The sequence below is a fragment of the Citrobacter braakii genome, assembly GCF_009648935.1.
Taxonomy (GTDB): Bacteria; Pseudomonadota; Gammaproteobacteria; order Enterobacterales; family Enterobacteriaceae; genus Citrobacter; species Citrobacter braakii.
Map to the genome: position 1 here is coordinate 1877850 of NZ_CP045771.1, position 23937 is coordinate 1901786.

The 23937-nt window shown below is 53.8% G+C and carries 24 protein-coding genes; 16 read left to right on the forward strand and 8 right to left on the reverse strand.

The window, feature by feature from the left end:
- The first annotated feature begins 63 nt into the window (after window positions 1-63).
- Together yjdI and GFC06_RS08790 are read left to right on the forward strand one after the other, a co-directional pair.
- Window positions 64-294, forward strand: a complete 231-nt coding sequence (gene yjdI, locus GFC06_RS08785; RefSeq protein WP_153690048.1) for a 4Fe-4S mono-cluster protein YjdI — start codon at window positions 64-66, stop codon at window positions 292-294.
- Window positions 295-305: 11 nt separating this feature from the next.
- On the forward strand, window positions 306-578 hold the full coding sequence (locus GFC06_RS08790) for a GNAT family N-acetyltransferase (protein WP_103766706.1): 273 nt from the start codon (window positions 306-308) through the stop codon (window positions 576-578).
- A gap of 42 nt (window positions 579-620) precedes the next feature.
- On the opposite strand, the gene GFC06_RS08795 is transcribed toward GFC06_RS08790, so the two are convergent.
- Complete coding sequence (locus GFC06_RS08795; protein ID WP_016154301.1) at window positions 621-1550, reverse strand: LysR substrate-binding domain-containing protein; 930 nt, start codon at window positions 1548-1550, stop codon at window positions 621-623.
- A 391-nt stretch (window positions 1551-1941) separates the two neighbouring features.
- Between GFC06_RS08795 and GFC06_RS08800 the strand changes: the two genes are divergently transcribed.
- From GFC06_RS08800 to GFC06_RS08830, 7 genes are all read left to right on the forward strand, one after another.
- Window positions 1942-2547, forward strand: coding sequence for an ankyrin repeat domain-containing protein (locus GFC06_RS08800; RefSeq protein ID WP_153690049.1), 606 nt, complete (start codon window positions 1942-1944; stop codon window positions 2545-2547).
- A gap of 126 nt (window positions 2548-2673) precedes the next feature.
- Window positions 2674-3462 (forward strand): DUF2877 domain-containing protein, encoded by a 789-nt coding sequence (locus GFC06_RS08805; protein ID WP_153690050.1) that lies wholly within the window; start codon window positions 2674-2676, stop codon window positions 3460-3462.
- Window positions 3440-4987: an acyl-CoA synthetase FdrA gene (fdrA, locus tag GFC06_RS08810; RefSeq protein ID WP_016157393.1), complete on the forward strand. Its 1548-nt coding sequence runs from the start codon at window positions 3440-3442 to the stop codon at window positions 4985-4987. The genes GFC06_RS08805 and fdrA overlap by 23 nt, the downstream gene beginning before the upstream one ends.
- Window positions 4987-6405, forward strand: a complete 1419-nt coding sequence (locus GFC06_RS08815; protein WP_016154297.1) for a YlbE family protein — start codon at window positions 4987-4989, stop codon at window positions 6403-6405. The genes fdrA and GFC06_RS08815 overlap by 1 nt, the downstream gene beginning before the upstream one ends.
- Before the next feature lie 117 nt (window positions 6406-6522).
- The gene (locus tag GFC06_RS08820; protein WP_016154296.1) at window positions 6523-8073 is read left to right on the forward strand and encodes a permease family protein; all 1551 of its coding nucleotides are present in this window, start codon (window positions 6523-6525) and stop codon (window positions 8071-8073) included.
- 26 nt (window positions 8074-8099) lie between these two features.
- Window positions 8100-9050 (forward strand): carbamate kinase family protein, encoded by a 951-nt coding sequence (locus tag GFC06_RS08825; protein ID WP_047499340.1) that lies wholly within the window; start codon window positions 8100-8102, stop codon window positions 9048-9050.
- Between the two features lie 12 nt (window positions 9051-9062).
- Window positions 9063-10445, forward strand: coding sequence for an amidohydrolase family protein (locus GFC06_RS08830; RefSeq protein ID WP_016157391.1), 1383 nt, complete (start codon window positions 9063-9065; stop codon window positions 10443-10445).
- A gap of 45 nt (window positions 10446-10490) precedes the next feature.
- On the opposite strand, the gene GFC06_RS08835 is transcribed toward GFC06_RS08830, so the two are convergent.
- Window positions 10491-11366, reverse strand: coding sequence for a nickel/cobalt efflux protein RcnA (locus GFC06_RS08835; RefSeq protein ID WP_151222352.1), 876 nt, complete (start codon window positions 11364-11366; stop codon window positions 10491-10493).
- Window positions 11367-11486: 120 nt separating this feature from the next.
- On the opposite strand from GFC06_RS08835, the gene rcnR reads away from it, so the two are divergent.
- Complete coding sequence (gene rcnR / locus GFC06_RS08840; protein ID WP_016154292.1) at window positions 11487-11759, forward strand: Ni(II)/Co(II)-binding transcriptional repressor RcnR; 273 nt, start codon at window positions 11487-11489, stop codon at window positions 11757-11759.
- Between the two features lie 53 nt (window positions 11760-11812).
- On the opposite strand, the gene GFC06_RS08845 is transcribed toward rcnR, so the two are convergent.
- Both GFC06_RS08845 and GFC06_RS08850 read right to left on the reverse strand, forming a co-directional pair.
- Entirely contained in the window at window positions 11813-13042 is a 1230-nt protein-coding gene (locus GFC06_RS08845) for an amino acid permease (protein ID WP_029139645.1), read from the reverse strand.
- Window positions 13043-13184: 142 nt separating this feature from the next.
- Complete coding sequence (locus GFC06_RS08850) at window positions 13185-13640, reverse strand: multidrug/biocide efflux PACE transporter (RefSeq protein WP_016154290.1); 456 nt, start codon at window positions 13638-13640, stop codon at window positions 13185-13187.
- A gap of 101 nt (window positions 13641-13741) precedes the next feature.
- Between GFC06_RS08850 and GFC06_RS08855 the strand changes: the two genes are divergently transcribed.
- From GFC06_RS08855 to kduD, 4 genes are all read left to right on the forward strand, one after another.
- On the forward strand, window positions 13742-14626 hold the full coding sequence (locus GFC06_RS08855) for a LysR family transcriptional regulator (RefSeq protein ID WP_016154289.1): 885 nt from the start codon (window positions 13742-13744) through the stop codon (window positions 14624-14626).
- 102 nt (window positions 14627-14728) lie between these two features.
- Entirely contained in the window at window positions 14729-15907 is a 1179-nt protein-coding gene (locus GFC06_RS08860; RefSeq protein WP_006686936.1) for an acetyl-CoA C-acetyltransferase, read from the forward strand.
- 483 nt (window positions 15908-16390) lie between these two features.
- A complete protein-coding gene (gene kduI / locus GFC06_RS08865) occupies window positions 16391-17227 on the forward strand; it encodes a 5-dehydro-4-deoxy-D-glucuronate isomerase (RefSeq protein ID WP_016154287.1) in 837 nt (278 codons plus the stop codon).
- Between the two features lie 57 nt (window positions 17228-17284).
- Window positions 17285-18046, forward strand: coding sequence for a 2-dehydro-3-deoxy-D-gluconate 5-dehydrogenase KduD (kduD, locus tag GFC06_RS08870; protein WP_046276126.1), 762 nt, complete (start codon window positions 17285-17287; stop codon window positions 18044-18046).
- Between the two features lie 144 nt (window positions 18047-18190).
- On the opposite strand, the gene GFC06_RS08875 is transcribed toward kduD, so the two are convergent.
- Window positions 18191-18517 carry a cupin domain-containing protein gene (locus GFC06_RS08875; RefSeq protein WP_065554331.1) on the reverse strand — a complete coding sequence of 109 codons (327 nt, stop codon included), beginning with the start codon at window positions 18515-18517 and terminating at the stop codon, window positions 18191-18193.
- Between the two features lie 137 nt (window positions 18518-18654).
- Here GFC06_RS08875 and GFC06_RS08880 point away from each other — a divergent pair, with 137 nt between their 5' ends.
- On the forward strand, window positions 18655-19362 hold the full coding sequence (locus tag GFC06_RS08880; RefSeq protein WP_016154284.1) for an aspartate/glutamate racemase: 708 nt from the start codon (window positions 18655-18657) through the stop codon (window positions 19360-19362).
- Here GFC06_RS08880 and GFC06_RS08885 read toward each other — a convergent pair.
- Window positions 19334-20269 (reverse strand): LysR family transcriptional regulator, encoded by a 936-nt coding sequence (locus GFC06_RS08885; RefSeq protein ID WP_016157385.1) that lies wholly within the window; start codon window positions 20267-20269, stop codon window positions 19334-19336. The genes GFC06_RS08880 and GFC06_RS08885 overlap by 29 nt on opposite strands.
- A 118-nt stretch (window positions 20270-20387) precedes the next feature.
- Between GFC06_RS08885 and lysA the strand changes: the two genes are divergently transcribed.
- Complete coding sequence (gene lysA / locus GFC06_RS08890) at window positions 20388-21644, forward strand: diaminopimelate decarboxylase (protein ID WP_016154282.1); 1257 nt, start codon at window positions 20388-20390, stop codon at window positions 21642-21644.
- A gap of 51 nt (window positions 21645-21695) precedes the next feature.
- Here lysA and GFC06_RS08895 read toward each other — a convergent pair whose 3' ends face one another.
- Window positions 21696-22706: a LacI family DNA-binding transcriptional regulator gene (locus GFC06_RS08895; protein ID WP_153690051.1), complete on the reverse strand. Its 1011-nt coding sequence runs from the start codon at window positions 22704-22706 to the stop codon at window positions 21696-21698.
- 13 nt (window positions 22707-22719) lie between these two features.
- Window positions 22720-23748: an HTH-type transcriptional regulator GalR gene (gene galR / locus GFC06_RS08900; protein ID WP_016157382.1), complete on the reverse strand. Its 1029-nt coding sequence runs from the start codon at window positions 23746-23748 to the stop codon at window positions 22720-22722.
- Between the last annotated feature and the right edge of the window lie 189 nt (window positions 23749-23937).

Sequence of the window (23937 nt, forward strand, 5' to 3'; positions counted from 1 at the left end):
TTCCTTCAGCCTCGCACAGGTCTATGATTAGACCCAGACAATAAAAAAATGCGAGGCAATGTCGTGGATAAGGAACTACTGGATGCCGGTTACCGGGCCTATACCGGCGAGAAGATTGACGTCTACTTCAATACGGCGATATGTCAACATTCGGGCAACTGCGTGCGGGGAAGCGCAGCGCTTTTTGACCTGAAGCGTAAACCGTGGATCATTCCGGATGAAGTGGATGTCGCGACGGTCATTAAAGTGATTGATACCTGTCCGAGCGGTGCGCTGAAATATCGCCAGAAATGAGTGAGGGGACCATGGAAATTCTTGCAGGCCACAACAAATATTATGTTAACGATGCCGAAGGCAATCAGGTTGCCGAGATTGTCTTCGTGCCGACGGGTGAGCATCTGAGCATCATTGAACATACCGATGTCGACCCCAGCCTGAAAGGCCAGGGGGTCGGTAAACTGCTGGTGGCGAAGGTGGTGGAGAAAATGCGCGCCGAAAACCGCAAAGTTATTCCGCTGTGCCCGTTTGCCAAACATGAGTTTGATAAAACCCGCGAGTACGACGATATTCGCGCCTGATAATCTTACGTGCGCCGGAAGGCATGACCGCCGTCCGGCGCATCACTCCCGATGCAGCAAATCCTGATAAATTCCCGTCAATACCCCTTGTGGGCCAAACTCTTTTTTAATCCATTGGGTTACACGACCGGTGGCCGAATGCTGGGTCGCCAGCAGCATCCGTGAATCCTGACGCGGGTTGTGGATCTGCCGCGTGACCAGCAACGACTTTTCCATCGCCTCGCGCACCATATAGTCCGGTAGAAAACCGATGCCCTCACCCAGGATCTGGCACTGGCATTTGGTATTAAAATCAGGAACCAGAATCGACTCCTGTCCGTGTAACAGCCAGCCGACCTTCTTGTTGATGGTGTGCGCGGTGTCTTCCACCATGATGTTCGGGTACAGGCGCAGCTGGCTCTCAGAAATGGGTTCAGGCATAAAAGCCAGCGGATGATCCGGGGCGATCGCAAACGACCAACGGATCGCGCCGATCTCGGTGTAATCAATCCCCCCGCCGTCCAGTAACGTATCCGGCGCGCCAATAGCGATGTTGGCGAGGTTGTTAATGATCGAATCCCAGACGCCGTTATACACCTCGGTGGTGACGGTTATCTGGCAGGTTGGAAACTGTTTCTTGAGTACCTGCAGCAGTCGTGCCGTATGTTGAGGGGTATACAACAGTTGATTAATACAGATGCGTACCCGGGCTTCAATGCCCTGAGCAATGGTATCAATACTGCGCTTGATGGCGTGGAAATCGTTGAGCAGGTCGGTCGCCTTGCGAAACAGATAGCGTCCGGACTCAGTCAGCTCAATGCTGCGGGTACTGCGGGTAAACAGCACCACGTCGAGCCCCAGCTCCATGCGCTTAATGGTGTAACTAATTGCTGATGTGGTTAAGCCAAGTTCCTCAGCCGCCTTGCTGAAGCTGCTGTAGCGGGCTGCCATCGTAAATGCCAGCAGGTTTTCCTCGGTAAAAATTGAATTCATCTTCCTCCCCTCCGGCGACAAACGCGCATCCGCGACGCGATGATTGTTGAATGTATTTGTAATCCTTATGCAGAGCAATCAGTTTTGAACAGAATTTAACACTAGTTTTACAATTGATTTGAAGGCAATCACACTTCTGTATATTAATTGCAGGCCGCTATCCGTGTAGCATCACGCCTGATTTTCCTGACAACTGATTAATGGCTAAAAGCGGCTCTGTCATAAGGAAAAGATTGCACTACAGCACGTTTTGTTCTCATTGTTAAATTTGATTCAATAATCGACACGCTTACGATGAATGAAATTTAAGCGGATATTATTCTCTGCACTCTGTTGCTATTCTCAGCTTATCGGATATTTAAAAATTCTAAAAAACTGCAGGAGAGCGATTATGTCAGAGAAAGAACTCATTACTGAATTTCTGCTGGCGGCAGAGCAGGGTGATGCCGATGGATTAAAATCCTGCCTGGCAAAAAATGTGGATATTAATGCCACTAACCGCCAGGGGCGCACTGCCATAATTATTACCAGCTTGAATAAACATTATGACTGTGTTTCTTTATTGATTGCCGCCGGTGCCGATATTAATAAACAGGATCAAACCTGTTTTAATCCATTCCTGATTAGCTGTCTGACTAACGATTTAACGCTGCTGCGTACCGTATTACCGGCCAATCCCGATCTTAATTGCCTGAGCCGTTTTGGCGGCGTCGGTATTACGCCAGCCAGCGAAAAAGGTCATGTAGAGATCGTGCGCGAACTGCTGCTGCGTACCGATATCAATGTTAATCATACCAACTTTGTCGGCTGGACGCCGTTACTGGAAGCCATCGTGCTTAATGACGGCGGTGCGAAACAGCAGGAAATCGTCAAGCTGCTGCTCGACCATGGCGCAAACCCGCACATGACGGATAAATACGGTAAAACCCCGCTGGAGCTGGCGCGGGAGAAAGGATACCACGAAATTGCCGAGCTGCTGATTGCGGCCGGAGCCTGACAGAGGAGCGCCACTATCGCTACGCCATCACGGCGATGCGTACGGGCGCTAACCGCAGACGGCGCGTTTCTCGCTTTCCGGGGAACGGGACGGGTTGAACAGGTTTTTTCCCGCGCGGTAAACCTGTTGATACCTGAACAGCAGCGGTTGCTGACGTTACTGAGTGAAGGTTGTGATAACGCGCCTAACAGCTGTCGGCTGGCGCTGACGCATTGTGAAGAGCTGTTTCACCCCGGTGAGAGAGTCAGTTTTACCGAATCGGGGATAGCCGTTGGCAACGATAAATGGATAGAAACTTCCGGTTGTCTGCCGTGGCGCATACCACGGTGGAGGCTTGATGCAATAAGCCTTGCTGCAATCCGCTGGCTGCGCTGGGAAGAGGTTATCCGCCAACAGCTAAGAAGCGCTGACACATTATTTCTGTACCAGGGTGATAACCCGTTTTATCTGGAAATCACCCGCCAATTACTTAATCGCCGACGAACATTACTGGCGGCATTGCATACAGGAGAAAATATCTCTACAGCGGTCAGCCATTTAATTGGTCTGGGGATTGGTCTGACGCCCTCATCTGATGATTATTTAGTGGGCTTAAGCACTATTTTATTTATTCCGGGACATCCGCTGGGGAAATATCGTGATGATTTTTTAGCAGCCTTACAACGTGCCGGAAATAATACCACGCTACTCAGCAAAATAACGCTGGAGGAAGCCTTTCATCAACGTTATCGGGAAAGCGTCGGACGGCTGCTGAACCATATTATTACTGAGCAACAACCCGTTTCTACGCAATATATTACTGACATTAAAAATATCGGCTCAAGTTCTGGCTGCGACATGCTGTATGGCATGGCGGATGCCTGCGCCCTGAGCCACAGGTCCGGAGGGAATTATGTCGATCAGGATAGTTGTTAAAAAGAACACGTATTTTGATTCTGTCTCACTGATGTCTATCTCCACACGCGCAAATAAGCTCGATGGCGTTGAGCAGGCGTTCGTGGCTATGGCGACAGAAATGAATAAGGGCGTACTGAAGAATCTCGGTCTGCTCACGCCTGAACTTGAAGAGGCGAAAAGTGGCGACCTGATGATTGTCATTAAAGGCGCCAGCGAGGCGGCGAACGATCAGACGCTGGTGGCGATTGAAGATTTGTTTACGCATAAAGAGCAGGGGGGGCAGCATGAAGCGCGCTATGCCACGCTTGCCAGTGCGAAGAAGCATGTTCCTGACAGCAACCTGGCGGTGATCTCGGTCAATGGTCTGTTTGCCGCGCGTGAAGCGCGTCAGGCGCTGCAAAATAACCTCAACGTGATGCTGTTCTCTGACAACGTCTCTCTTGAAGACGAACTGGCGCTCAAGCAACTGGCGCATGAAAAAGGGCTGCTGATGATGGGGCCCGATTGCGGAACCGCCATTATTAACGGCGCGGCGCTGTGTTTTGGCAATGCGGTGCGTCGCGGCAACATCGGAATTGTTGGCGCCTCCGGTACCGGTAGCCAGGAGCTGAGCGTACGCATTCACGAGTTTGGCGGCGGGATTTCCCAACTGATTGGCACCGGTGGACGCGATCTGAGCGAAAAGATTGGCGGCCTGATGATGCTTGACGCGATTGGTATGCTGGAGGCCGATCCGCAAACCGAGATCATCGCGCTTATCTCCAAACCTCCTGCGCCAACAGTGGCGCGCAAGGTGCTGGAACGTGCGCGCGCCTGCCATAAGCCCGTCGTGGTGTGTTTCCTCGGACGTGAAGCCGCGCCTGCGGATGAAAACGGTCTGCTGTTTGCACGCGGCACTAAAGAGGCGGCGCTGAAAGCGGTACTGCTGACTGGCGTGAAAAAAGAGAGTCTGGATCTGCATCCGCTCAACTGGCCGCTGATTGAAGAGGTCCGCGCCCGCCTGACCCCGCAGCAAAAGTACATTCGCGGCTTGTTCTGTGGCGGCACGCTGTGCGATGAGGCGATGTTTGCTGCCATGGAAAAACATGCGGAAGTTTACAGCAACATTCATCCGGATCCGGCTTTTCGCCTGACAGATCTCAACCGCAGCGTGGGACATACCTTCCTTGATTTCGGAGATGACGATTTTACCAACGGTAAACCGCACCCGATGATCGATCCTACCAACCGCATTAGTCGTCTGTTGCAGGAAGCACGCGATCCTGAAGTCGGCGTGATCGTTATGGACTTCGTTCTTGGATATGGATCACATGAAGATCCGGTTGGCGTGATGATCGAGGCGATCGTCGAAGCCAAAGCGATCGCCGCCGCAGAGGGGCGTCCGCTTGAGATCCTCGGCTACGTGCTGGGAACCGATCTCGATACGCCGTCGCTGGAAAAACAGTGCCAGATGCTGACCGATGCAGGCGTGATCTGGGCGAGCAGTAGCACCAATACCGGATTGCTGGCGCGTGAATTTATCTGTAAAGGGGAGGAAGCCTGATGAGCCAGACACTGTTTAACCAGCCGCTGAACGTGATTAACGTCGGCATCGCGATGTTCAGCGATGACCTGAAAAAGCAGAATGTTCCCGTGACCCAGCTCGACTGGACGCCGCCGGGCCAGGGCAACATGCAGGTCGTGGCCGCACTGGACGAAATTGCCGATTCGCCGCTGGCTGACAAAATCGCTGCCGCTAACCAGCAGGCGCTGGAACGCATTATCCAGTCGCATCCGGTGCTGATTGGCTATGACCAGGCGATCAACGTCGTGCCGGGCATGACCCGCAACACCATCCTGCACGCCGGACCGCCAATCTGCTGGGAAAAAATGTGCGGCGCAATGAAGGGCGCGGTCACCGGGGCTTTGGTGTTTGAAGGGCTGGCGAAAGATCTGGATGAAGCCGCCGACCTGGCCGCCTCGGGTGAAATCATCTTCTCACCGTGCCACGAGCATGACTGTGTCGGTTCGATGGCGGGTGTAACGTCGGCGTCGATGTTTATGCACATCGTCGAGAACAAAACCTACGGCAACCGCGCATACACCAATATGAGCGAGCAGATGGCGAAGATCCTGCGCATGGGCGCGAACGATCAGAGCGTTATCGATCGCCTGAACTGGATGCGCGATGTGATGGGACCGATGCTGCGCGACGCCATGAAGCTGGCGGGCGAAATCGATCTGCGCCTGATGCTGGCGCAGGCGCTGCACATGGGCGATGAGTGCCATAACCGCAACAACGCCGGGACGGCGCTACTGATACAGGCACTGACGCCGTGGATTATTCAGACCGGCTATCCGGTTGAGCAGCAGCGTGAGGTATTCGAGTTCGTCCTCAGCAGCGATTACTTCTCCGGACCGACCTGGATGGCGATGTGTAAAGCCGCAATGGACGCCGCACACGGGATCGAATACAGCACCGTAGTCACGACGATGGCGCGTAACGGCGTTGAATTCGGTCTGCGCATCAGTGGCTTACCGGGTCAGTGGTTTACCGGTCCGGCGCAGCAGGTGATTGGCCCAATGTTTGCGGGCTATAAGCCCGAAGATTCCGGACGTGATATCGGTGATAGCGCAATTACCGAAACCTACGGCATCGGCGGTTTTGCCATGGCCACGGCACCGGCCATCGTGGCGCTGGTGGGCGGTACGGTTGAAGAGGCGGTCGATTTCTCTCGCCAGATGCGTGAAATCACTCTCGGCGAAAACCCCAACGTTACTATTCCGTTACTTGGTTTTATGGGCGTACCGACCGCTATCGACATTACGCGCGTGGGTAGCACCGGCATTCTGCCGGTGATTAACACCGCAATTGCGCACAAAGATGCGGGGATCGGCATGATCGGCGCCGGAATAGTCCATCCGCCGTTCGCCTGTTTTGAAAAGGCGATCCTCAACTGGCGCGACCGCTACTGCCAATAACAACAATCGGGGCTAACGCTGTTAGCCCCACAGTAGCGAAGCGAAAAACGTTGCTTACCTGCAGGGCTGGGCGATCCCCGGGATCGCAAACGATGCTTAACCTGTTAAGGATATTCCATGAACAGCATAAAACTAGAATGGAAACGTGGTGACTGGGCTGCTTACTTTGGGCTGATGACCAACAACCTGACTAACCTGCTGACAATGATGGGGCTGCTCATTTTTGTCGTCGGGATCCCTACCGAAATTGTCTATGGTCGCATTGCGCCTGCCTTTGGTCTGGCGGTGCTGGTGGCCAGCGTCTGCTACGCCTGGTTTGGCCTGCAGATGGCAAAGCACACCGGGCGTAAAGACGTGACGGCGCTGCCGTCCGGGCCGAGCGCACCGTCAATTTTTACCGTGACCTTCCTGGTGCTAATGCCGGTATATCAGCAAACCAAAGATGCCAACTTTGCTATCCAGATAGCTCTGGTGTGGTGCTTTGTAGAAGCGTTGATCCTGGTCGGCGGCTCCTTCCTGGGCGAGACCATCCGCAAGATGATCCCGCGTACGGTATTACTTTCTTGTCTGTCCGGTCTGGGACTGTTGCTGCTGGCGATGAACCCGATGCTGCAGGCATTTGAAGCGCCGACCGTCTCTTTCATCGTCTTGTTGTTGATCTTCATTAACTGGTTCGGTAAGAAGCCGATTTTTGCCCGCATACCCACCGGTTTGCTGCTGCTGATTGCCGGTACAGCGTTGGCGTGGATCTCCGGTTTGCAAAGCCCGGAAGCCATTAAATCTTCGATGTCTTCCTTTGGCTTCAACCCGCCGGAAATCCATGTCGACAGCTTCCTGCAGGGTTTGCCGCACGCGCTGCCGTACCTGGCTTCTGCGGTTCCTCTGGGTCTGGCGAACTACATTTTTGACCTTGAGAATATTGAAAGTGCGCATGCGGCGGGTGATGAGTACAACACCCGTAAGGTCATGATGGCGAACGGTTTTGCCTCCATGCTCGGCTGCATGCTGGGCAACCCATTCCCGGTGACCGTATATGTTGGGCATGCGGGCTGGAAAGCGATGGGGGCCAGCATCGGTTATACCCTCGCTTCAGGCATCACCATGTTCCTGGTACCGCTGTTTGGGCTGGGGGCGTTTATGCTCGCGATTATTCCGATGACTGCGATAGTGCCGATTCTGGTGTTTATCGGCGTGGTGACCGCCAACCAGGTGGTGCGAGAGACGCCCAAAGTCGAGGTTCCCGTTATCTTTATCTGCTTGTTCCCGTGGATCGCTAACTGGGCGTTGACCATCGTCAACAGCGTGATGGGCGCCGCCGGAACATCCGCGGGGAAACTGGGCAGCGACCTGCTGCACAGCAAAGGTGTCTATTACGATGGGCTGGTGCATCTGGGAAGCGGCGCGCCGCTGGCCAGTATGCTGTGGGGCTGCGTCGCTATCTTCGCCATTATGAATAAGCCGCTGCGTGGGGCGATTGCCGCAGCTTTTGGCGCGCTGTTATCGCTGTTTGGTGTGATTCACTCTCCGGCGGTTGGCTTTGCAGAAGGCAGTTCGATGATGTTTGTTGTGGCCTACCTGATGATGAGCGGCATGTTTGTCCTCAAGCATGTTCTTGATAGCCGTGAAGCGGTGACTGCGCCTGAGCAGGAACCGACGAAAACGACCTGAATCGTCTGTAAGCGGAAGATAACACTATGAAAGAACTTGTGGTCGTTGCCATTGGCGGCAACAGCATTATCAAAGATAACGCCAGCCAGTCGATTGAGCACCAGGCTGAAGCGGTGAAAGCGGTGGCGGACACGGTGCTGGAGATGTTGGCATCGGACTACAACATTGTGCTGACGCACGGAAACGGGCCGCAGGTGGGGCTGGATCTACGGCGTGCGGAAATCGCGCATGAGCGTGAAGGGTTGCCGCTCACCCCGCTGGCAAACTGCGTCGCCGATACGCAGGGCGGGATCGGCTATCTGATCCAACAGGCGCTGAACAACCGCCTGGCGCGGCGCGGTGAGCAGAAGGCGGTTACGGTGGTCACGCAGGTGGAGGTCGACAAAAACGATCCGGGCTTCGCTAACCCGACCAAGCCTATCGGCGCGTTCTTTAGCGAAGCGCAGCGCGATGAACTGCAGCGGGTCAATCCGGGCTGGCGCTTTGTTGAAGATTCGGGACGCGGCTACCGCCGGGTCGTCGCCTCTCCGGAACCGAAACGTATTGTCGAGGCGGAGGCGATCAAAACGCTGACCCAGCAAGGCTTTGTGGTGATTGGCGCGGGTGGCGGTGGGATCCCGGTGGTGCGTAGCGATCAGGGGGATTATCAGAGCGTGGATGCGGTGATTGATAAAGATCTCTCCACGGCTCTGCTGGCGCAGGAGATCCGCGCTGACATTCTGGTGATCACCACCGGCGTCGAGCAGGTCTGTATTCATTTTGGCAAACCCAACCAGCAGGCGCTGGATACGGTGGATGTCGCAACGATGACCCGTTACATGCAGGAGGGACATTTCCCGCCGGGGAGCATGTTACCCAAAATCGTTGCCAGTCTGGCGTTCCTGGCGCGTGGCGGTAAGCGAGTGATCATCACCACGCCGGAATGCCTGCCGGCCGCACTGCGCGGCGAAACGGGCACCCATATTGTCCATTCCTGAGAGGAAATGTGAATGAAGGAAAGTAACAGCCGCCGTGAATTTTTAAGTCAGAGCGGAAAAATGGTGACCGCTGCCGCGCTGTTTGGCGCAGTGGCTCCAGTCGCGTATGCTGCTAATCCTGTCGGGAACACCTGCGGGGCGAAGAGCACAATGACGATTAACGATAAGCACTATTACCTGGATAACGTCCTGCTGGAAGCGGGTTTTGATTACGAAAACTCGGTGGTGGTGCATACCCGTACCGCGCTGCAAACCGTTGAAATTCAGGACGGGAAAATTGTTGCATTGCGTGAGAATAAGCAGCATCCGGATGCGACGCTGCCGCACTACGATGCGGGTGGAAAGCTGATGCTGCCCGCCATGCGCGACATGCACATCCATCTGGATAAAACCTTTTACGGCGGTCCCTGGCGTTCGCTGAATCGCCCGGCTGGCACCACCATTCAGGATATGATCCGCCTTGAGCAAAAGCTGCTGCCTGAACTCCAGCCTTACACGCAGGAGCGCGCGGAAAAGCTCATCGATCTGCTGCAATCAAAAGGCACCTCGATCGCCCGCAGCCACTGCAATATTGAACCGGTTTCCGGGCTGAAAAACCTGGAAAATCTGCAGGCGGTACTGGCGCGTCGCCAGCCGGGTTTTGCCTGTGAAATCGTGGCGTTTCCGCAGCATGGCCTGCTGTTATCGAAGTCTGAACCGTTGATGCGTGAAGCAATGCAGGCGGGGGCGCATTACGTCGGCGGTCTGGACCCAACCAGCGTGGACGGGGCGATGGAAAAATCCCTCGACACCATGTTCCAGATTGCGCTGGATTACGATAAAGGCGTGGATATCCATCTGCATGAAACCAGCCCGGCGGGCGTTGCGGCGGTGAATTACATGGTGGAAACGGTGGAGAAAACGCCGCAGTTGAAGGGAAAACTGACCATCAGTCACGCATTTGCGCTGGCAACCCTGAACGAACAACAGGTGGATGCGCTGGCGAGCCGCATGGCGGCGCAGCAGATTACCATTGCCTCGACGGTGCCGATCGGTACCTTGCATATGCCGCTCAAGCAGCTGCGTGACAAAGGCGTGGAAGTGATTACCGGGACCGACAGTGTGATTGACCACTGGTCGCCGTACGGGCTTGGAGACATGCTGGAGAAGGCGAATCTGTACGCGCAGCTGTATATTCGTCCCAATGAACTCAACCTGTCGCGGGCGCTGTTCCTCGCCACCGGCGATGTGCTGCCGCTTAACGATAAAGGTGAGCGCGTCTGGCCGAAGGCGCAGGATGAAGCCAGCTTTGTACTGGTGGATGCCTCCTGCTCAGCGGAAGCGGTCGCGCGAATCTCCCCACGCACCGCGACCTTCCATAAAGGCCAACTGGTGTGGGGGAACGTCGCAAGCTAGCCAGGTTTGATGCGCAGCGGCAATCGCTGCTGCGCTCTCTGCTCGTTAACCGACGATCCCCATATAGCCGTGAATCCCCATATATAAGCCGACCATCGCGATGAGCGCGCTGGAAAAATAGGGCGCTTTGCGTGCCAGTGTGTTAAATCCGCTCCAGCGTTTGGCCGCCTGCTGCACGCTGATTGCCGCTCCCACGCCCACCGTTACCAGCGTTAGCGCCAGCCCGAGGCTGAAGCACAGCACCATGGTGGCACCCAGCGTGAAGGCTTTGAGCTGGATGCAAATCAGCAGTACCGTAATGGCAGCAGGGCAGGGGATCAACCCGCCGGTCAGACCAAACAATAATATTTGGCCGTTGGTGACCTCTTTGCCTGCAAAGCGGCGCTGAATATCGGTAGCATGTGCCCGCTCGTGGGCGTCCTGATACTCTTTCGAACCCTCGCTCAGCCCTGCTAACGCAGCATGGTTATGATCGTGGTCGTGGTCATGTTCGTGATGATGGTGGTGAGCTTCACCGTGGTTATGATGGTGGTGATGGTCATCATGATCGTGGTCATGATGCGTCTGGGTCAGCCAGTTCTGTTCTCCCTGCCAGGTTCGCCAGAACATCCAGAATGCGGTCCCGAGAATAATAATCGCCGAGACAAACTGCAGCCACGGCTCAACGGCCTGGGCAGTAAACGCTTTGCTGATATACATCCCGCCGAGCGCAATCAGCCATACCACTGCGGTATGCGACAACGTTGCCGCCAGCCCCAGCATCACCGCCTGTTTGATGGTCCCCTTAATGGCAATAATAAAAGCCGCCATCATCGTCTTGGAATGCCCCGGTTCCAGACCGTGTAACACTCCTAATAGAATCGCGCTGGGAATGAAAAACCAGGCGTTGCCTTGCTGAAGAAGCGTAGAAAACTCACCCATGAGAATGATTCTTCGTTGTTTAATTTTGCCAGATTCTACTCCCCCCCAGTATTAAATACTACCCCCCAGTAGAATGACGATGGTATTGTCGCTCCAGCCAGACGTTGAAAAGGTATTGCTATGTCACATACGATCCGCGACAAACAAAAGCTGAAAGCCCGAGCCAGTAAGATTCAGGGGCAGGTAGCGGCGTTGAAAACCATGCTGGATGAACCGCATGAATGCGCGGCGGTATTGCAGCAAATAGCGGCGATCCGCGGTGCGGTAAACGGGTTAATGCGCGAGGTGATTAAAGGTCATCTGACCGAGCACATTGTGCATCAGGGCGATGAAATTAAGCGCGAAGAAGATTTGGATGTGGTTTTGAAGGTACTCGATTCGTACATCAAATAAGTCAGTTTAACGGCTCATCCACATACTGATGAATGAGCCGTTAAAAACACGTTCTAGCCAAAAAACATCACAGATACGCACAGCAGACCGACAATCAGGGTGATCAGATTACCCACTGAACGGTACGGCTTTAGCGCCGGGATCAGATAGGTAGATAATGTCGGCATGATAAACAGAATCATGGCAATCAGCGGCCCGCTAATCGCGTAAATCATTGAAATTGCATTAGGGTTAATGCAGCAAATGATAAACGTAATGGTCGAAACCAGCATAATGGACAGGGCGCGGTTAAAGGCCCGGCTTTTCTTCACTCCCACCTGATGCAACGATGTTTTTACCACCTCGGTTGCCCCTTCAATCACGCCAAAGTAGGTGCCGAGGAACGATTTTGACATCGCCACGACGGCGACAATGATCCCAGAAATCGACAGCCATGCTGGTGCGTTTGGCATCATCGATAGCGCTGACAGAATGGTCACCCCTTCATTTTTCGCGTCCTCGATATAGTTTGTCGGAATCGAAAGCAAACAGCTGAAGACGAAAAACAGCACGCTCAGGCAGATGATGACGTAGGCTACCTTCATGATTTTTTTGCATTTACCCATGGCCTGCTCGCCATATTTCTCACGTCGGTCGATGGCGAACGTCGAGATAATTGGCGTATGGCTAAAAGCGAAAACCATCACGGGAATAGATATCCAAACCTGATGAAGCGTGTGCTGATCGAAAGACATCTGGCCGGTGAGTAGCGTTGGCTGCCAGCTTCCGGTCAGGTAGAGCGAAAGGAACAAAAAGTACGCGATGAGCGGGAACACCAGAAAGCCCATTACCCGAATGGTTGCTTGTCGGCCCATCAGAAAAATCAGGTTCAGCACCAGCACCACGCCAAGACTGACCAGCATGCGAACACGCAGATCGATGGCGATATGTTTTGCCAGTTGTTCGGTGAGTGAATTGGTTATCGCCACGGCGTAGATCAGCACCACCACAAAGAAGGCAATAAAATAGAGGGTCGTGATCAGGCTGCCTATCTTTTTGCCGTAGTAGTGCGTAACTGCACCAGTGATCCCTTCACCTGCCGAGGTTTTTGAGGACAGGATAAACTGGCACAGCGCCTTGTGCGGCCAGTAGGTTAAAGGCCAGGCGACGAGTGCGGTGATAAACAGTACCACTGCGCCTGCAGAACCCAGCTGTATGGGGAGGAAGAGGGTTCCTGCGCCGACGGCAGTCCCATATAGTGCGAAGCTCCAGAGAGTCTCTTCTTTTGACCAAAATTTCGACATTATTTGAACGTATCAACTATAAAATAAACAAAAAGAAGCGCAATTTACCACAAATGGCAGGGGCTGGGGGAGGTGTCAACAAGCGGGCGAGTGAATGGATCAAAAGCCGGAACCGAGAAGATTCCGGCTATTGTTTGAATTATCAGGCAGTAACGCGCTGCTGGCGACGCTTCATAACGCGCTCGCGTAAAGTGTCATAAGCCCAGTTATAGAACATGGTGTATGGCAGGAAGAACAGGAAGAAACCTATTTCCAGCGTGAATGCCTGGAGCAGGCTGACGTTCAGCACATACGCCACGATGCTCACCCCGATGACAATAAAACCGCTCTCGAAGCCTAAGGCGTGGAATGCCCGCACTTTAGCCGTACGTTTTACCAGGTGCGACGGCCACAGTCGGTCAAACAGGGCGTTATAAATGATATTCCAGATCATCGCCGTCGTGGCGAGAAGAATGGTCAGTCCGCCCATTTCCAGCACCGAGCGCTGCATCAACCATGCGGTGGTTGGTGCGAGGATCGCGGTGGCAATGCCTTCAAAGCAGACGGCATGAAAAATTCGCTCCAGTAACGAGCGGCGTTGGACTGTATCGTGTTGCATAATCTAAAACCTTCTTTGATGCCCGGATAACGGAATGGTGGCAATTTTATCGTTTTATGTGATATCTAAAAGATAGTATCCATCGATAAAGTAGATAGTTCATGCGTTACTCTCCTGAAGCGTTAACGGCATTTGTGGAGACCGTTTCCTGCGGCTCATTTTCTGCTGCGGCCCGGCGGCTGCGTAAAAGTCAGTCCACCATCAGCACGGCCATTGCGCATCTGGAAGCCGATCTCGGTTTTGCGCTGTTTGACCGCTCATCACGTCAGCCGACGCTAACCGAAGAAGGTAAGCGGGTGCTGGGCTATGTGCAGGCAATTTTGACGGCCAGCGAACGTCTTGATGAGGCAGCAATTTCGCTGTCGGGTGAAACGGAAGCGCGTCTGACCTTCGTTTTGTCTGACACGCTGCACCCGGATGTGCTGGAAGAATTGATGGTGCAGTTTGACCACAAGTTTCCCCATACCGAGTTTGAATGTCTGATTGGCGAAGATGAAGACGTGATCGATCTGCTGCAAAAAGGACGTGCTCAGGTTGGGTTGATCGAAGCGCGGGAGGATTACCCGACCGACATGGGCGTCACGCGTCTGCCGATGCAAACCTGGATGGGATTATACGTTGCGGCATCACATCCACTGGCGACTCAAGAAAAACTGCAGTGGGAACAGCTACATACCTGGCGAGAGCTGCGGCTGAATACCTATCTGGAAAGCGGCACCAACGTGGCGCGCGGCCCCGTCTGGTCGGCGCCTAACTATTTGTTGCTGCTGAGTATGGCGGTGCAGGGATTCGGCTGGTGCGCGCTCCCTTGTGCGCTGGTGGAGGAGTTTGCGGCAGAAAAACCGCTGGTCCAATTGATGCTGCCCGGCTGGCCAAAGGCTATCTCTATCGATCTGCTGTGGAATAAGAAATCACCGCCTGGCGTGGCGGGAAGTTGGCTGCGCGACCATTTACAGCAGAGTGGCGTTCAGATGACCAATAAATGATACGAATTTCCTTTGTGATAAAAATCACCGTTTTTAAACAACCTTGATAACTCTTTTTAACAATCATCTACTATTGCGGTGTTATTTTGCGCTGAGGTGGTGATGAAAGAGGTTGTGATAGTCGGGGCGTTACGGACACCAATCGGCTGCTTCCAGGGGACGCTGGCGCGCCACTCTGCCGTTGAATTAGGTAGCATGGTAGTCAGGGCGTTACTGGAGCGCACGGGCGTGGACGTTCACGCTGTGGATGAAGTGATCCTCGGACAGGTGCTTACCGCAGGTGCCGGGCAAAATCCGGCGCGTCAGTCCGCCATCAATGGTGGGCTACCCAATACCGTCTCCGCCATCACCATTAACGATGTCTGCGGCTCGGGTCTGAAAGCGCTGCATCTGGCGACCCAGGCTATCCAGTGCGGCGAAGCCGACATTGTGATTGCGGGCGGACAAGAGAATATGAGCCGTGCGCCGCATGTCCTTACTGATAGCCGTACCGGCGCACAGTTGGGCAACAGTCAACTGGTCGACAGCCTGGTGCATGACGGCCTGTGGGACGCTTTCAACGATTACCATATGGGCGTTACCGCGGAAAATCTGGCGCGGGAATATGGCATCAGCCGTGAACTGCAGGATGCCTACGCACTGCATTCGCAGCACAAGGCGCGGATGGCAATTGACGCCGGGCGCTTTAAAGATGAAATCGTGCCGGTGGTAACGCAGCGTAATGGGCAATCGTTCGTGGTGGATACCGACGAACAGCCGCGCACCGATGCCAGCGCAGAAGGGCTGGCGCGCCTGGATCCGACCTTCGACAGGCTCGGTTCAGTAACCGCGGGCAACGCGTCATCCATCAATGATGGCGCCGCTGCGGTGATGATGATGAGCGAGGCTAAGGCCCAGGAGCTGAATTTGCCGGTGCTGGCCCGCATCCGCGCCTTTGCCAGCGTCGGGGTCGATCCCGCGCTCATGGGAATTGCGCCGGTGTATGCGACGCGCCGTTGCCTTGAGCGTGTGGGCTGGCAACTGGCTGATGTTGATCTTATCGAGGCCAACGAAGCCTTTGCCGCACAGGCATTGTCCGTTGGAAAAATGCTGGAGTGGGATGAACGGCGAGTGAATGTGAACGGCGGAGCCATTGCGCTTGGTCATCCGATTGGCGCATCTGGCTGCCGTATTCTGGTTTCACTGGTGCATGAAATGGTGAAGCGTCGGGCGCACAAGGGCCTGGCAACGTTATGTATCGGCGGTGGTCAGGGCGTGGCGCTCGCTATCGAGCGAGATTAACCCCCCGAAGTTTTCTCTGCTTAAACGCCTTTCCCGCTGTATATCCCCTGCATCTATAAAAAGCCCTCCAACAGGAGGGCAAGGCCAGTTACAGAAACATACACTCTAAACTCTGCTAACGTATCAAAACGGCGTTTCATTTCATGTGATTAACAGCGCACTTTGTTAGAAAAGGTGTGTCAACGACATGTGAGGCTGGCTGTATTTTCAATGTCTTATCCCTACCCCTCATGAACTACTCGTGTTTGTTTTTATCTATCTAATTGTTTTAAATAATTTTATTTAAATCATTCCCGCGATTTATATGCGCTAGCGTGATCGCAATTACACTTTTGATAATAAGATGCAGAAAAAGTGAAACGTTGTTTTATTTGTAATTGAAAACCCATTCCGGGAGGGATATCATGAGCGCATAAGATAAAACGGAACAGCGTTTTGCTATTCGTTTAAGCATTCACGGTCAATTTATCACTGGAGGTAAATGTGGACGTAAGACAAAGCATCCATAGTGCGCATGCGAAAACCCTGGATACTCAGGAGCTGCGTAATGAGTTTTTGGTCGAAGAAGTGTTTGTCGCAGATGAATACACCATGGTCTACAGCCACATTGACCGCATCATTGTTGGCGGCATTATGCCAGTGGCCAAAACCGTCTCTGTGGGTGGCGAAGTCGGCAAACAGCTGGGCGTAACCTACTTCCTCGAGCGTCGTGAGCTGGGTGTGATTAACATCGGTGGCCCGGGCACGATTACCGTTGACGGCCAGTGCTATGAAATTGGTCATCGTGACGCGCTGTACGTCGGGAAAGGGGCCAAAGAAGTGGTATTCGCCAGCATCGATACGGCGAAACCAGCGAAGTTTTACTATAACTGCGCGCCGGCCCACACGACTTATCCCACCAAAAAAGTCACGCCAGCAGACGTTGCGCCAGTAACGCTGGGCGATGACCTCACCAGTAACCGTCGTACCATCAACAAATATTTTGTGCCGGATGTGCTGGAAACCTGCCAGTTGAGCATGGGTCTGACCGAACTGGCGCCGGGTAACCTGTGGAACACCATGCCGTGTCATACCCATGAACGTCGTATGGAAGTCTATTTCTATTTCAATATGGAAGAAGATACCTGCGTCTTCCACATGATGGGGCAGCCTCAGGAAACGCGTCATATTGTGATGCACAACGAGCAGGCGGTGATTTCGCCGAGCTGGTCAATTCACTCCGGCGTTGGCACAAAAGCTTATACGTTCATTTGGGGCATGGTCGGCGAAAACCAGGTCTTTGATGATATGGACCATGTAGCGGTCAAAGATCTGCGCTAGTTGCGGGCGATAGCCGTGCCTGCTGCGGCGGGCATTATAAAAAATTAAGGATTTACAATGATTTTGAATGCATTCTCTCTTGAAGGTAAGGTCGCCGTTGTGACCGGTTGTGACACTGGCCTGGGTCAGGGTATGGCGTTGGGTTTGGCTGAAGCGGGCTGCGATATCGTGGGGATCAACATCGTTGAACCGACGGAAACTATCGAACGCGTGACCGCGCTGGGGCGCCGTTTTTTAAGTCTGACCGCCGACCTGCGTCAAATTGACGGCATTCCGGCGTTGCTGGAGCGCGCAGTGGCAGAATTCGGTCATATCGATATTCTGGTCAACAACGCAGGTCTTATCCGTCGTGACGATGCGATCGACTTCAGCGAAAAAGACTGGGACGACGTGATGAACCTGAACATTAAGAGCGTGTTCTTTATGTCTCAGGCCGCGGCGAAGCACTTTATAGCTCAGGGTAACGGCGGCAAAATTATCAACATCGCCTCTATGCTTTCTTTCCAGGGCGGGATCCGCGTGCCGTCTTACACCGCGTCTAAAAGCGGCGTAATGGGCATCACCCGCCTGATGGCGAACGAGTGGGCTAAACATAACATCAACGTCAACGCAATTGCGCCGGGTTACATGGCGACGAACAATACTCAACAGCTGCGCGCTGATGAGCAGCGTAGCGCAGAAATTCTCGATCGTATCCCGGCGGGTCGTTGGGGTCTGCCGAGTGACCTGATGGGGCCGATTGTGTTCCTGGCATCCAGCGCATCTGACTATATCAACGGCTATACCGTTGCGGTAGACGGCGGCTGGCTGGCGCGTTAATCTGCTTTCCAGAACTGACAAACCCTGCCCTTTGGCAGGGTTTGTCGGTTAAACATAAGGTGAATGTAGCAATACACCGGAGGCGACATATTCATTCCCTCTGGAACAACATTATGCCGCCAGGCAGATTACGAACAGATAAAATTACGCAGGCAGAAAATCTTCGCGCATGGGCGTAAAGGTATCCAGTAGCGTTCCCGGTTTTAAACAGACGCAGCCATGCATAATGTTGGGCTGTTTATATAGGGTATCGCCTGCCCTAACGACATGCATTTCTTCGCCGATGGTAAATTCAAACTCCCCAGACAAAACGTAAGTCAGCTGCTCATGCGGATGATTGTGCATCGGACCAATCGCGCCTTGCTCGAAGTTCACCTCAACCGCCATCATTTTACCGTCGTGAGCAAGAATGCGTCGGGTAACGCCATTGCCCAGATCTTCAAGGGTGGTCTCTTTATGAAAAATAAACATTCGGCCTTCCTGTAATTAAAACAATGTTTCATTAAACCTATATCAGAAAATTAAAAAAAGAAATGCACGCCAACAGATGTGGAAAGTTGATCACATCTTTGGTTCACTGGAGAGATAACAACAAATCAGGGGAAATGATGAAAACGATCGGTCTGTTAGGCGGTATGAGCTGGGAATCCACCATTCCTTATTATCGACTCATTAATGAAGGGGTAAAACAGCGTCTGGGTGGCCTGCACTCGGCACAGATTCTGTTGCACAGCGTAGATTTTCACGAGATTGAAGCCTGTCAGTCTGGCGGTGACTGGCAGCGGGCTGGGGAGATCCTCGCGCAGGCCGCCGCAGGGCTTCAGCAAGCCGGAGCGGAAGGGATTGTGCTGTGTACCAACACCATGCACAAAGTTGCTGAGGCGATTGAAACCGCCTGTGACGTGCCGTTCCTGCATATTGCCGATGCGACGGGTCGGGCCATACAAAAACAGCAGATGAGCAACGTGGCGCTATTGGGTACGCGCTACACCATGGAGCAGGATTTTTACCGCGGACGTCTACAGACTGAATTTGGTATTAGCACGCTTATTCCTGAGGCTGATGACCGTCAGAAAATAAACCAGATTATTTTCGACGAGCTGTGCCTCGGTGAGTTCAGCAACGCCTCCCGCGACTACTACCTGAGCGTAATTGATCAGTTGGCTAAACAGGGCGCTCAAGGGGTTATCTTTGGCTGTACCGAGATTGGTTTGCTGGTTCCAGCCGAGCTAAGTCCATTACCGGTTTTCGACACCGCGGCAATCCATGCGCAAGATGCGGTGGCGTTTATGCTTTCGTCTGTGGATACAAAATAGCCTCCAGCGGATCGATAAGTCTCGGGAGATGGGCTTGCAGATGCGCTGTAAAAGCATCGACCAGCGCCGAGGCAGGGCGATGAAGTGGGTGGATCAGGCTGACCGTAAAGGGTACCGAAATGCTGAAGCGGCGGATAACCACTCCGCTGCTGGCATAATCCAGCGCGGTCAGTGGGTTCACCACCGAGATCCCCACGCCCGCCCGCACCATTGCACAAATTGAAGCGGCGCTGTGGGTTTCAATCACCATGCGGCGCTTCACCTGATGTTCGTTAAACAGGGTGTCCAGTAGCTGACGGTAACTGTCGGTCCGCGACAGGCTGATATAGTTCTCTCCCTGAAAATCCTGCGGCGTTAATACCGCTTTCTCGGTCAGCGGATGCCCCTGCGGCAGTACACACACTTCATCCAGCGCCAGCAATTCGGTGCGTTTCGTTCCGGCTGGCGTATGCAGCGTTTCCGTTAACCCCAGATCGTGGCGCTGCGCCGACAGCCACTCTTCCAACAGTGGTGACTCCTGCGGCACGATCTGAATGTTGACCTGCGGATAGCGCGCGAGAAATGGCTGTAGCAGCGGCGGTAAAAAGGACTGCGAAAATACCGGCAGGCAAACAATCGACAATTCACCTTGACGAAATTCGCGCAGGCTTTCGGCGGCGCTCACAATTCTGTCCAGGCCGTACCACGAACGTTGTACCTCTTCAAACAGACGTAAGCCTTGCACGGTTGGATGCAGTCGGCCACGCGTGCGTTCAAACAGCGTTAATCCCAGGACTTTTTCGAATCGGGCCAGTTCCCGGCTGACGGTGGGCTGCGAGGTATGTAGCATGCGCGCGGCTTCCGTCAGATTGCCTGCGGTCATGATGGCGTGAAAAATTTCAATGTGACGCAGGTTAACCGCGGGCATAAGCAATCCTCAAATGAGCTAATCCATATCATTTTTGCATAGACTCAAGATAAAACGATATTTTTTATTCTTTTTGAGCTGTGGCGTAATCATAAAAAAGCCAATACCGGAGCACACCATGCCACGCCCACTCAACAACACAGACACTGACCTGACCGCCGACAACCTGTTGCGCCTGCCTGCCGAATTCGGCTGCCCGGTGTGGGTCTATGATGCGCAGATTATTCGCGCGCAGATTGCCAAACTGAGTCAGTTTGACGTGGTGCGTTTTGCCCAGAAGGCATGTTCGAATATTCATATTTTGCGCCTGATGCGCGAGCAGGGCGTGAAGGTCGATTCCGTCTCGCTTGGCGAAATTGAACGCGCGTTGGCGGCAGGTTTTGTACCGGGCAAAGATGAGATTGTCTTTACCGCCGATATGATTGATGAAGCGACGCTCGCCCGGGTGCATGAATTGAGCATTCCGGTAAATGCCGGGTCGGTCGATATGCTGGAACAACTGGGCCAGCTCTCGCCGGGCCATCGCGTGTGGCTCCGCGTAAACCCTGGCTTTGGGCATGGACACAGTCAGAAAACCAATACCGGGGGTGAGAACAGCAAGCACGGCATCTGGTACAGCGATCTTCCGGCGGCGCTGGAGGTAATTCAGCGCTATAAGCTGAAGCTGGTAGGTATTCATATGCATATCGGCTCTGGCGTGGACTACGCGCATCTGGAGCAGGTGTGCGGCGCGATGGTGCGTCAGGTGGTGGAATTTGGTCAGGATCTGGAGGCGATCTCCGCAGGCGGCGGTTTATCAATCCCGTATCGCGAAGGTGAAGAGGCGATCGACACCGATCACTATTTTGGATTGTGGAACGCCGCGCGCGATAGTATTGCGCGTCATCTGGGTCATGCCGTCAAACTGGAGATCGAACCAGGGCGTTTCCTGGTCGCGGAAGCCGGCGTGTTAGTGGCGCAGGTGCGCAGCGTAAAAGAGATGGGCAGCCGTCACTTTGTGCTGATCGATGCGGGCTTCAACGATCTGATGCGCCCGGCCATGTACGGTAGCTATCACCATATCTCCGCGCTGGCGGGGGATGGTCGTTCTCTGCAACAAACTCCTCAACGGGAAACCGTGGTGGCCGGACCGCTGTGCGAATCAGGCGACGTGTTTACCCAGCAGGAAGGCGGAAATGTGGAAACCCGTCTGTTGCCTGCGGTGGTGCCGGGTGATTATCTGGTTTTGCATGATACCGGGGCGTACGGAGCGTCAATGTCGTCAAACTACAATAGCCGCCCGCTGCTGCCGGAGGTCTTGTTTGATAACGGCGTGGCGCGACTGATTCGTCGTCGCCAGACCATTGATGAGCTGTTAGCGCTGGAATTAATCTGAGTAAAGCTGGCCGGATAAGGTGCTTGCGTCGCCATCCGGCTCTTTTTCATATTACTTAAAGTACGGTCCGAGCGTTACTGAGTCACGTAATACCAGTTTGCCGGTAAACGGAGGGATCGGCTCCACGCTCTCACCGTTGGCCAGACGTATAGCCTGGTCGATTGCCGTGGTTATCATGGTATCAATCGGCAGATAAACGGTAGATAACCCCGGTTCCAGCCATTTGGCGCTGGGCGCATCATCAAAACCAAACAGCGAGACGTCCGTCGGGATCCTCAGTCCGGCCTGATGTAACGCTTTTGATGCACCTAATGCCATGTCATCGTTACAGGCGAACAGGGCGCTGAATTTCACCCCTTCCTCCAGCAGTTCTCGACAGGCTTCATAGCCTCGCGTCATCGTGGAGTCGCCGTATTTAACCTTATCAGGATCCCAGGGAATACTGTTTTTTTCCAGAGCCTTACGATACCCCATCAGGCGGGATTTACCGGTAGGCGTATGGCCTGGCACGGTGATGCAAGCAATATCGCTGTGCCCCTGCGAGATCAGATAATTGACCGCCTGATACGCCGCGTCTTCCTGCTCAAAGAAAATCGCGCGATCGCGGGCCTGACTGACATCACGGTTGATGACCAGCAAGGGCATCGCAATGCTGTTCATCAGCGACATAATCGCCTTTTCACTCATATAGCGGGTATAAAGAATAATGGCGTCGCACTGCCTGTCGGCCAGCATTTGCACGGCTTCCTGCTCACGCTCCGGCGTGTCGTGACCATCGGTGACGATCAACTGCTTGCCGTGAGACTCCGTCTGGCGCGAGGCCTGTTGCAGCAGGCGGCCAAAGTAGAATCCATCAAATGTGGAAACCACCAGGCCAATGCTGTTGCTGGTGCGATTCGCCAAAGAGCGCGCTAAAAAGTTGGGCCGATAATCGAGTGCCTGCATGGCCTTGAACACTTTCTGGCGCGTGCTCTCTTTTACCTGACCCGTTCCATTTAGTACGCGCGAAACGGTCGCTTTTGAGACGCCTGCGTGTCGTGAAACGTCCAACATCGTAGTCATGACGCAATCCTGGTTAATCGTTTGACGATGAGTTCCCCGGCTCTGTCAGCGCCGAAACGGAATGGCGACGCACCAGAGTTGGGTTAAAGACGTGGGTAATTTCAGGTGCGGGTCGCTTCTCCGCCAACGCGAGCGCCAGTTCAGCGGCCTGGGTTGCCATCGTCACGATGGGATAGCGTACCGTGGTCAGACGTGGGCGCACATAGCGGGAAATCAGCACATCATCAAAGCCAATCAGCGAGATTTCTCCCGGCACATCAATGCCGTTATCATTCAATACGCCCATGGCGCCAGCCGCCATTGAGTCGTTGTAGCAGGCTACCGCAGTGAAGTTTTTGCCACGACCAAGTAACTCGGTCATGGCCTGTTCACCGCCGCTTTCATCCGGTTCGCCGAACGTCACCAGTCGATCGCTTACCGGTATATTGCTCTCCGCCAGCGCGTCGTAATAGCCTTGCAGACGATCTTCCGCATCAGAAATACTGTGATTGGAACACAGGTAGCCAATGCGCGTATGGCCCTGCTGAATAAGGTGTCGGGTAGCGAGCCACGCGCCGAAACGGTCATCAAGGGCAACGCAGCGTTGTTCGAATCCCGGCAGAATTCGGTTAATCAATACCATGCCGGGGATTTGCTTCATTAATGAAGCCAAATCCGCATCCGGGATGATTTTGGCATGGACAACAAGGGCCGCGCAGCGGTGGCGAATGAGCTGTTCAATCGCCTGACGTTCCTTCTGTTCATTATGGTAGCCGTTGCCAATCAGCAAAAAATTCCCGGTGTTATAGGCCACCTGCTCGACAGCTTTAACCATTGCCCCAAAGAATGGATCGGACACATCACCAACGACCAGTCCGATGGTTTCAGTGGATTGTTGCGCCAGTGCACGCGCATTCGCATTGGGGTGGTAGCTGAGTGATTCCATTGCACTCGTTACGGCCAGACGCGATGCTTCGCTGGCTTTGGGGGAATCATTGATCACTCGAGAAACGGTGGCGACTGATACACCAGCTAGTCGGGCTACATCCTTTATGGTCGCCATGATAGTACCTGTTGTGGGTAAACGCTTACATTCCGTCAGTGTTACGGAAAATGGCTGGCTGTTCAAGCAGATTGCCCGTCAGGACCTCGCAAATGTGAGCGCGCGCGAGCGAAGTAAGACAGAAAATAGAAAATGCTAATTTTTGCTTACACTTTGCGATGTGCTGTTGCGATTGTTCGCTGGTGGGAG